Source organism: Mitsuaria sp. WAJ17 (genome assembly GCF_014174515.1).
In the GTDB taxonomy this organism is placed as follows: Bacteria; Pseudomonadota; Gammaproteobacteria; order Burkholderiales; family Burkholderiaceae_C; genus Roseateles_B.
Window position 1 is genome coordinate 69,626 of sequence record NZ_JACJUG010000007.1, and the last position, 10,022, is coordinate 79,647.

8 protein-coding genes, 1 pseudogene and 1 riboswitch are annotated in these 10,022 nt (G+C 70.4%); all 9 genes and pseudogenes read left to right on the forward strand.

The window, feature by feature from the left end:
* Positions 1-240 precede the first annotated feature (240 nt).
* The 9 genes and pseudogenes from H5407_RS07415 to H5407_RS07455 all read left to right on the forward strand — a co-directional run bounded on the left by H5407_RS07415 (position 241) and on the right by H5407_RS07455 (position 10,016).
* A complete protein-coding gene (locus tag H5407_RS07415) occupies positions 241-618 on the forward strand; it encodes a carboxymuconolactone decarboxylase family protein (RefSeq protein ID WP_183103809.1) in 378 nt (125 codons plus the stop codon).
* Positions 619-667: 49 nt separating this feature from the next.
* Positions 668-1,285, forward strand: a pseudogene (gene pth, locus H5407_RS07420) (aminoacyl-tRNA hydrolase); the annotation flags it as partial.
* A 1,063-nt stretch (positions 1,286-2,348) separates the two neighbouring features.
* Positions 2,349-2,586: riboswitch (cobalamin riboswitch) on the forward strand.
* A gap of 75 nt (positions 2,587-2,661) precedes the next feature.
* On the forward strand, positions 2,662-4,599 hold the full coding sequence (locus H5407_RS07425; RefSeq protein ID WP_183103811.1) for a TonB-dependent receptor domain-containing protein: 1,938 nt from the start codon (positions 2,662-2,664) through the stop codon (positions 4,597-4,599).
* 115 nt (positions 4,600-4,714) lie between these two features.
* Positions 4,715-5,263 (forward strand): bifunctional adenosylcobinamide kinase/adenosylcobinamide-phosphate guanylyltransferase, encoded by a 549-nt coding sequence (gene cobU / locus H5407_RS07430; protein ID WP_183103812.1) that lies wholly within the window; start codon positions 4,715-4,717, stop codon positions 5,261-5,263.
* A 142-nt stretch (positions 5,264-5,405) separates the two neighbouring features.
* Positions 5,406-6,347, forward strand: a complete 942-nt coding sequence (locus tag H5407_RS07435) for an ABC transporter substrate-binding protein (RefSeq protein ID WP_404935605.1) — start codon at positions 5,406-5,408, stop codon at positions 6,345-6,347.
* A 14-nt stretch (positions 6,348-6,361) separates the two neighbouring features.
* Positions 6,362-7,354, forward strand: a complete 993-nt coding sequence (locus tag H5407_RS07440) for an iron ABC transporter permease (protein ID WP_183103813.1) — start codon at positions 6,362-6,364, stop codon at positions 7,352-7,354.
* On the forward strand, positions 7,351-8,202 hold the full coding sequence (locus H5407_RS07445) for an ABC transporter ATP-binding protein (RefSeq protein ID WP_183103814.1): 852 nt from the start codon (positions 7,351-7,353) through the stop codon (positions 8,200-8,202). The genes H5407_RS07440 and H5407_RS07445 overlap by 4 nt, the downstream gene beginning before the upstream one ends.
* 38 nt (positions 8,203-8,240) lie before the next feature.
* Positions 8,241-9,542 (forward strand): cobyrinate a,c-diamide synthase, encoded by a 1,302-nt coding sequence (locus H5407_RS07450; protein ID WP_183103815.1) that lies wholly within the window; start codon positions 8,241-8,243, stop codon positions 9,540-9,542.
* Between the two features lie 18 nt (positions 9,543-9,560).
* Positions 9,561-10,016, forward strand: a complete 456-nt coding sequence (locus tag H5407_RS07455) for a hypothetical protein (protein WP_183103816.1) — start codon at positions 9,561-9,563, stop codon at positions 10,014-10,016.
* The last annotated feature ends 6 nt before the right edge of the window (positions 10,017-10,022 follow it).

The window sequence follows — 10,022 nt, forward strand, 5'->3', positions numbered from 1 at the left end:
AGACCGCGAATCCATCGCGCTCTTGCGCGCCTCCTGGATCCAAGCGCCGGTATCCCGCCGGCTGCAAACCCAGGAGCGTTCCATGTCCATCACCCTTGCCCGGCGGCCGCATTCGGCTGCCGGCACGCAGCATCGCCTTGTCAATGACCCGTTCGGTACACGGGGTCAGGTCTTGTCCTGCAGCAGCGGCTTCGCCGAACATCGGCGCCAGCACACGCATCCGCAACAGGGAGACCCCCGATGAGCTCGAGCTACCAGACCCCCGAAGACCTGCTGCTGGCCCGCCAGTTGGCCGAGAAGGTGCCCATGGAGTCGCAGGCCTGGCTGACCTTTGACCACGCCGTCTTCCGCGAGGGCGGCCACATCGGCGCCAAGCAGCGCGAGTGGATCGCCCTGGGCGTGGCCCTGGCCACACAATGCGCCTACTGCATCGACGTGCATGTGCGCGGGGCGAAGCGCCTGGGCAGCACGGCCGAGGAACTGGCCGAGGTGGCCGCCGTGGCAGCAGCCGTCAAAGGCGGGGCCACCCTCGCCCACGGCCTCATGGCGCTGCGCCTGCACGAGGGCCTGGGCGCGCAGGCAGGCCCTGCCGCCGCGGCATCGGCGCCGCAGGCCTGAGCAGCTCTGCGGATGCGGGCCCGACATTAGGGCTGGGATAATCAGCCCCATGATTCGACTCTTTGTCGGCCTGGGCAACCCAGGCCCTGAATACGAGGACACCCGCCACAACGCCGGCTTCTGGTGGATAGACCAGTTGGCCCGGCGTCTGGGCGGCAGCCTGCAGCTCGACAAGAGCTACTACGGCATGGTGGCCCGCATCAACAACGCCCCGGGCGCCAGCGGCCCCATCTGGCTGCTGCAGCCGCTCACCTATATGAACCTCTCGGGCAAGTCGGTGGCGGCGCTGGCGCGCTTCTTCAAGATCACGCCCGAGGAGATCCTGGCCATCCACGACGAGCTGGACCTCCCCCCCGGCGAGATGAAGATGAAGCAGGGCGGCGGCACCGGCGGCCACAACGGCCTCAAGGACATGCAGGCGCAGCTGGGCTCGGGCAATTTCTGGCGGCTGCGCCTGGGCATTGGCCATCCGGGCCACAAGGGCGAGGTGGCGGCCTATGTGCTGCGCAAGCCGCCGGTGGACGAACGCATCGGCGTCGAACAGTGCATCAACAAGAGCCTGGACGCCGTGGAGCTCATGCTCAAGGGCGATATGGCCAAGGCCCTGACCCAGATCCATGCCAAGCCGCCCAGGCCCAAGCCGCCCAGGCCCGCTACGGCCGAAACGGGGTCGGTGGCAGCGCCCTCTGCAGTTCCCCCTGCAGCGCCCCTGGCGGCTTCTATGGCAGCGCCCTCGTCTGCGGCCTCCGCGCCCGCTGCGGCCTCGCCTGTGGCACAGGCAGTGTCGAAGGCGCCTCCCGCCGCCACGGCCCGGCCCGCCGCACCGGTGGCCAAGCCGGGGGCTGCACTGCCGTCCGCACTGTCCTCAGCCCTGGCCTCGGCCTTGGGCAGGAACAAGACCTGACCCTGCAGGCCGGGGCACCCGCCATGCCAGCGATGCCGCTCCGTGCCCTCCGCAGCATCCGCGCGCGCCTCGCTCTCGGCACCTGCCACGCTCTCTGCGCCCGCCACGCCCTGCGGGTCGGCGCGCTGGCCTGTGCAGCCTTCGCGGCGCAGGTTCCGGCGGAACCCGGCCGGTTCACGCTCTACCGCTGCGGCCCGCAGGGGCGCGAGCTGCGCAACACGCCCTGCCCTCAGGAGCCCGGTGCCAGCCAAGTGCTGCACTACGACGCCGACGATGCCCAGGCCGCCGCCGCTGCACGGGAGCGAATCCGCCAAGAAGGCTTGCTGCTCGACCGCCTGGCCAGGGAACGCGAAGCACGGGCACGCGCCGAGCGCCAGGCCATCGAGCGCGCGGGGCCAGGGGTAGCCATTGGGCCCAAGGCCTTGCCTCCGAGCGTTTCTGCATCGGCACCAGCCAAGGCCTCCCCCCAGCGCAAGGCCTGGGTGCGGCAAGGCAAACCAGCAAACAAGCCAGCCACCAGGCCGGCACAGCCAGGCCCGGGACCGCTGGCGCGCAAGAGCCCCTAGAAGACGGCGTCGCTGCCGCGCCCCCTCAGGCCCGAGGCCCGCATCCATCGCGTGCGTGCCCGCCCTGTGCACGCGCCTTGCACCACGCCTTGCACCACGCACAAGTCCCCTCGCTCCCCCCCTCCCCTCGGCACGCCCCGCTCGCTCCCCGAGCCCTGCCCCGTGGTCTCGCAGCGTGGATTGACGGCGCCAGCCCCCGGGCTCCGGGAGCGCTTGAGCCCGGTCAAGCGGGGCCTTCAGCGAAGCGAAAGCCAGGCTGGACTAGAATGCGCGCTGTTGGTGCTCGCCCGGACCCATCGGTCAGGGCAGTTAAACGGGAATCAGAAGGGGACGCCTCCACGAGGCCGACCTAACCTGAGCTGTCCCCGCAACGGTAAGCGGACAAGGCTGCAAGGCCTTCAGTTGCTGCACATGAATCCACTGGTGTCCAGGGCACTGGGAAGGATGCAGTGACACGATCCGCCAGCCCGGATACCGGCCAACGGGTGAGGCGACTGCGCAAGCAGCGCCTCGTTTTCACAGGAGCCTGCGGGGAAGCTGGCACCTGGACCGCCTCGTAGTCCCGTTTTTCTCATGTCCGCTTCCTTCCTGCGTGCTGCACGCCAGCCTTCGCCTGCGCGCCTGCCTGCCTCCGTTCGCCCCTCCTCCACCCTGAGCGTGATCGCGCTAAGCCTGCTGGCCCTGTCGGCACAGGCCCAGGAGACCCCCAACAAGCTGGGCCAGGTCCAGGTCACCGCCACGCGCTCCAAGCTGGAACTGAGTCAGGCGCTGGCCGATGTCACCGTGCTGACCCGCGCCGACATCGAACGCCAGGGCTTCGGCAACCTGGTTGACCTGCTGGGCCGTCAGTCCTGCGTCGAGCTCGTGCGCAACGGCAATCCCGGCACCAACACCAGCCTCTTCCTGCGCGGCGCCAACACACAGCACACGCTGCTGCTGGTGGACGGCGTGCGCATGGACACCCAGTCCGGCTCCGGCGGCGCCGCCTGGGAAGCCATCCCCCTGGCCCAGATCGAGCGCGTGGAAATCGTCCGTGGCGCGGCCAGCAGTGTCTATGGCTCGGATGCCATGTCCGGTGTGATCCAGGTCTTCACCCGCAAGGGCAAGCGCACGCCCACCGTCGAGATCGGCGCCGGCGTGGGCAGCCTGGGCCTGGTCAAGGGCGACCTCAGCCTCAGCGGCGCTGCCGGCGCCCTGGACTACGCCCTGAGCCTGGCTCAGGAAGTGGCCGACGGCTTCAACATCCGCAAGGTCAGCAACGACCCCGGCTACAACCCGGACATCGACGGCTGGCGCACCCACAGCGTCAACGCCCGCCTGGGCTACCAGCTGGACGCGGGCCAGCGTCTGGAGCTGGTCAACACCTACAGCAGCCTGGACAGCGACTACGATGCCTCGGCCAAGCCCAAGGTCGGTGTGCGCGACCGCAATGTGCATGACACCCACGCCAGCCGCGCCCTGTGGAGTGCCCAGTGGACGAACGACTGGCAGACCGAGGCCAGCCTCGGCGACTCGCGCGAGCGCTACGAGACCCTCACCAACAATGCCTCCACCTACCTGACAGAGACCCAGGTTCGCCAGTACGCCCTGGGCAGCACGATCAAGCTCCCCGTGGGCCAGCTCAATGCCGTGCTGGAACGGCGCGAGGACAAGCTGGTCAACTCCGGCCTCATGCCCGCCACCGGCGGCCAGGTCCAGCGCCACCAGAACGCCGTGGGCGCCAGCTACCTCTACAGCAACAGCAGCATCGATGCCCAGCTGCACCTGCGCCATGACCAGGACAGCGCCTTCGGCGGCGTCAACACCGGCACCGTGGCCGCGGGCTGGCGCTTTCTGCCGGGCCTGCGCGCCTGGGCCAGCGCCGGCACCGCTTTCCGTGCGCCGACGCTCTACCAGAGCTACAGCGAATTCGGTCCCAAGCCCGGCGTGGCCGCCCTCAATCCCGAGCGTGGCCGCAACACGGAACTGGGCCTCAACTGGAGCCAGGGCGACAGCGAGCTGGGGCTGACGGTCTACAACAACCGCATCCGCGACCTGATCTCCTGGGACGGCAGCTTCGCCGCCCATTGCGTCTCCACCTACGGCGGCTGCTACGGCAACCTGGCCAAGGTGCGACTGCAGGGCGTGACCCTGCAGGGCGAGACGCAGATCGCAGGCCTGCGCATGCAAGGTTCGCTGGATTTCCAGAACCCGCGCGACCTGGGCACCGACAAGCTGCTGGGCCGTCGCGCCAAGAAGCACGGCAGCCTGCGACTGGAGAAGACGCTGAACCAGTGGTCCGGCGGCCTTCAGATCCAGGCCCACGGCAGCCGCTTCGACGACAACGCCAACACCAAGCCCCTGGGCGGCTATGCGCTGGTCCATCTGGACCTGAGCTATCGCGTGAACCCGCAAGTGCGCCTGCAGGCCAACATCGACAACGCCTTCAACAAGGACTACGAAACGGCCAAGGGCTACTCGCAGGCGCCGCGCACCTTCTTCGTCGGCGTTCGCTTCACGCCGGGAGTGTGACGTCCCCCCTGCGCGCTTCGCGCGCCCCCTGAGGGGGCACGCCCGCAGGCCCGGCGGCGCCGGATCCGCGGGCGTCGCTCGGTGAATGCAGATTGATGCGGAAAGGCCCACGAGCATGAGCACGCAGTCACACACACTCATTGTCGGCGGCCAGCGCAGCGGCAAGTCTCGGCACGCTGAGCGCCTCGCGCTGGACTGGGCCCGCGGGCCCGGCCACAGCGTCTGCGTGATCGCCACGGCCGAGGCACATGACGAGGAGATGCGGCAGCGCATCGCCCGCCACCAGGCCGATCGCCCGGCGGGCTTTGCCACGGTGGAGGCGCCGCTGCATCTGGCCGAGGCCCTGCAGTCGGCAGCCGCGCCGGGGCGCTTGCTGATCGTGGACTGCCTGACCCTGTGGCTCACCAACTGGCTGATGCCCATGGACGGTCAGCCGCGCCGCGAGGCCTGGGATGAGGCTTTCAATGCCCTGCTGGCCATGCTGCCTACGCTGGCCTCGCCGGTGGTCTTCGTCTCCAACGAGGTGGGCTGGGGCGTGATGCCCATGGGCCGCGAGGTGCGCGAGTACGTTGATGAGCTCGGCCGCCTGAACCAGGCGGTGGCACGCCATTGCGCCCAGCTGACGCTGATGGTGGCGGGCCAGGCCTGGACAAGGGATGTCTAGCCCCTTCCCCGAGGGCGCCGGCCCATGGGAGCTGGCGCCCCTTGCCCCCGCCGGGGTGGCCCTGCGTGCGGCCTTGAGCCGCAAGCGAGGCCTGGTTTGTGCGTGAGTGTGGTGCTTTGAGTGAAAGACGACTGAGATGAGCATGTTGATGGGCAAGACCCGACCCCTCGCCAGGCTGCTGCTGACTCTGCTGGCGGCCCTCTGCTGGAACATGGCCAGCGCCGCCCCCGTCCAGCTCAAGGACGACCGCGGCCAGAACGTCACGCTGCCGGACGTGCCCCGCCGCATCATCAGCCTGCTGCCCTCGTTGACCGAGTCCGTCTGCACCCTGGGCGAATGCACGCGCCTGGTGGGCGTGGACCGCTATTCCAACTTCCCCGCCTCCATCCAGTCCCTGCCACGCCTGGGTGGCATGGACGACACCAGCATCGAAAGCATCGTCGCCCTCAGGCCCGACGTGGTGCTGGTGGCCATCTCCTCGCGACTGACCGACCGCCTGGAGGCGCTGGGCCTGAAGGTCATCGCCCTGGAGCCCAAGACCCATGCGGACGTGCAGCGCGTGCTGGGCAAGGTCGCCCAACTGCTGGGCAAACCGCAGGCAGGCGCCCAGGTCTGGCAGCGCATCGACGAAGGCATCAAGGAAGCCGCCGCCAGCCTGCCGCCCGCGGCACGGCAGCTGAACGTCTACTACGAGGTCGATAGCGCCCCCTACGCCGCCGGCACCAGTTCCTTCATCGGCGAGACCCTCGCTCGGCTGGGCGCGCGCAATGTGATTCCCGCCGAGCTGGGCCCCTTCCCCAAGCTCAATCCCGAGTACGTGGTGCGAGCCAACCCGCAGGTCATCATGGTGGGGCAACGCAGCGCGCCGGGCCTGCCGCAGCGGCCGGGCTGGAACAGCATCCAGGCGGTGAAGAACCAGCGCATCTGCGTCTGGCTGCCCGATGAGTCCGACGTGCTGGTACGCCCCGGCCCCCGCATGGCCGAGGCCGCCGTGCTGATGGCGCGCTGCCTGCGCCAGGCCGCCGCAGGCCCGGTGCCCCTGCCGACCACGCCCTTCAACGCGCCTCCGGGTGGCATGCGCTGAGGGGGTAAGTCACCATGAAACCCTGGGCCCTCCTCGTCCTGCTGACCCTGATCGCCACGGGCCTGTGCCTCGCCGGCGTGGCCGTGGGCAGCACCGGCTTCGCCTTCGACATCCTCGCCAGCCAGGACGCCATGCAGGAGCAGATCCTGTGGCAGATCCGCTTCCCGCGCTCCATCGGTTCCCTGCTGGCCGGCGCGCTGCTGGGCCTGGGCGGCGCCATCGCGCAAGGCCTGTTTCGCAACCCGCTGGCCGACCCCTACCTGCTGGGGGCCTCTGCCGGCGCCTCGCTGGGCGTGGCTGCCCTGCTGGTGGCCATCGGGGTGAGTCCGTCGGCGGTGGCGCTGATGCTGCGCATCGGCCTCACCGGCACCGCCTTCATCGGCGCCCTGGCCGGTGTGAGCTTGACCCTGCTGCTGGCGCGCGGTGTCGAGCAGTCCATCCGCCTGCTGCTGGCCGGGGTGATCGTGGGCGTGGTGCTGTTCGCCCTCACCTCGCTGCTGACCCTGATGACGCCGGACATCATGCGCCCCATGCAGGCTTTCATGCTGGGCACCAGCGGCTTCCTGAGCTGGGCTTCGGTGTGGGTGCTGGCCCCCGCCTTGCTGCTGTGTCTGATGGGCGCGTTGGGCGCCAGCCGCGCGCTGGACGCCCTGACCCTGGGCGAGGCCACGGCACGCTCGCTGGGCGTACGTCTGTCCCTGGTGCGACTCTTCCTGATCGCGCTGCTGGCCCTGGCCACGGGGGCGGCGGTAGCGCAGGCCGGGTTGATCGCCTTCGTGGGCCTGGTGGCGCCGCACCTGGTGCGCAGCCGCGTGCTGTGCACCCATGGCTGGCTACTGCTGCTCTCGGCCCTGGCCGGCGGCTGCCTGCTGCTGTCCGCCGACATCGTCGCCCGCTGGGTCATCGCCCCGCAGGAGCTGCCGGTGGGCGTCGTCACCTCCTTGCTGGGCGGAGCCTACCTGCTGGTGCTGATGCATCGTGGGCCCTTGTCGGAGAAGCGCGCATGAGTCCTTCACTGCATCTGCCCATGGCCTTCGAGGTCGATCTGCTGGGCCTGCAGCTGCAGGGCCAGCCGGTGCTCAGGACGCTCTACACCGCCCTGCCCCGCCAGCGCTGGACAGCCATCGTGGGGCCCAACGGTGCCGGCAAGTCCACCCTGCTGCGCGCCATGGCCGCGCTGCTGCCGGCCCAGGGCCGCATCGACTTCCTGGACAGGCCCCTGGGTGACTGGATGCCCAAGGTCCGCGCCCGCAGCCTCTCCTGGCTGGGCCAGAACGAGAGCGGCGGCGACGACCTCAGCGCCTACGAGGTCGTGATGCTGGGCCGCCTTCCACACCAGGCCTGGCTCTCGCCACCCAGCGCCGAGGACCACGAGGCCGTGGCCCAGGCCATGCGCCAGACCCAATGCTGGGACTGGCGCGAGCGCCGCCTGCAGCGCCTCTCCGGCGGCGAGCGCCAGCGCGTGCTGCTGGCCCGCGCGCTGGCCGTGCAGGCCGAGGTGCTGCTGATGGACGAACCCCTGGCCCACCTCGACCCACCGCACCAGGCCGACTGGCTGGACTGCGTGCGCGGCCTCACCGCCCAGGGCCGCACCGTCATCAGCGTGCTGCACGAGCTCAACATCGCCCTGCAGGCCGACGAGCTGGTGGTGATGGCCAAGGGTCAGATCCACCACCAGGGCGCCCCGGCCGATCCCGCCACGCACCGCGCCCTGCAGGCTGTCTTCGACGACCGCCTGCAGATCCTGCAGGTGCAGGGCCAGTGGCTGGCCCTGCCCTTCAGCCCCGCGCCTGCGGCCCCGCCGCCCGCCCCGGGAGACCTGGCCCCCGTGCTGCCTCTGCGCCGCCCCGCCTGAAGTCCCGCCTGCCGTCAGGCCTGAACCCTGGATCGACCATGCCCAGCTGCCCCGCCCTCATGATCAGCGCCCCGGCCTCCGGCCAGGGCAAGACCAGCGTCACCGCCGCCATCGCCACCCAGGCCCGCCGCCAGGGCCGGCGGGTGCGTGTCTTCAAGACCGGTCCGGACTACCTGGATCCCATGATCCTGGAGCGCGCCAGCGGTGCGCCGGTCTACCAGCTGGACCTCTTCATGGGCGGCCTGGCCCATTGCCAGGCCCTGCTGGCGCAGGCCGCGGCCGTGGCCGACCTGATCCTGGTGGAAGGCGTGATGGGCCTCTTCGACGGCGAACCCAGCAGTGCCGACCTCGCTGCCGCCTTCGGCCTGCCGGTGCTGGCCGTGCTGGACGCCTCGGCCATGGCCCAGACCTTCGCCGCCCTGGCCACCGGCCTGGCCCGCTACCGCAGCGACATCCGCGTGGCCGGCGTGGTGGCCAACCGCGTGGGCAGCGAATCCCATGCCCGCATGGTGGCCCAGGGCCTGCCGCAAGACCTGCCCCTCGTTGCCGCGCTGCGCCGCCAGCCCGAGCTGAGCCTGCCGGAGCGGCACCTGGGCCTGGTCCAGGCGCTGGAGCTGCAAGGGCTGGATGCGCAGCTCCAGGCCTGGGCCGACGCCTGGGAGACAGGCTGCTTGCTGGGCCAGGGCCTGGAGGCCGCACTGGCGCCGGTGGACTTCCAGGCGCCCGCCCAGCCGGACCACGGCCAGCCGCTGGCCGGCCGGTGCATCGCCATCGCCCGCGATGCCTGCTTCAGCTTCATCTACCCCGCCAACGTGGACTGCCTGCGCGGGCTGGGCGCCGAGCTGCGCTTCTTCTCGCCCCTGGCCGGCGAGGCCCTGCCCGACTGCGAAGCCCTCTGGCTGCCCGGCGGCTACCCCGAGCTGCATGCCCAGGCCCTGGCCGACCACCCCAGCTTCTTTGCGGCCCTGCGCCGGCATCAGGCCGCCGGCAAGCCCCTGTTGGCCGAGTGCGGCGGTCTGCTGGTGCTGCTGGAGCAGCTCACCGATGCCGAAGGCAAGACCTGGCCCCTGGCCGGACTCCTGCCCGGCACTGGCCGCATGCAGACCCGCCTCTCGGCCCTGGGCCTGCAGTCCATCGCCTGGCCCGAGGGTGAGCTGCGCGGCCACAGCTTCCATTACTCCACGATGGAAACGCCGCTGACCGGCATTGCCCTGGCCGTCAATCCCAACGGCGGCAAGACCTGCGAGTCGCTCTATCAGCAGGGCGCGATCCGAGCCAGCTACATACATCACTACTTCCCTGCCAATGCTGGCGCCGTGGCGCAGTTCTTCGGCGCCTGAACCTCTGAGTTCCACCCCATGCTGATCGAAACTGGATTCGCCCAGATCACCCAGGCCCTGTTGTGGCCGGTGCTGATCCTCGTTGCCCTGGGCTTTGTCTACGCGCTCTGGACCGTGGGGGTCACGCTCATGGACGCCCTGCTGCGCCGCCGCGGCCGCCGCCTGCTGCAGCCCGATGCCGACTCCCTGGAGCAGTTGGAGCTGCAGGTGCTGCGCCAGCTGGAGCCCACCCGCCTGCTGGGCCGGGTGTGCCCGCTGCTGGGCCTGATCGCCACCATGGTGCCCCTGGGCCCGGCCCTGCAGCAGGTCGCCGCGGGCCAGGGTCACCAGGCCCTGGCCGTGTTCGGTTCGGCCTTCTCGGGCGTGGTGCTGGCCATGACGGCGGCGGCCATCGCCCTGGTCGTCTACTCAGTGCGCCGCCGTTGGCTGCTGGCCGAGCTGCTGGACATCAAGAAGGAAAGGGGTTGGGAATGAGCGCCG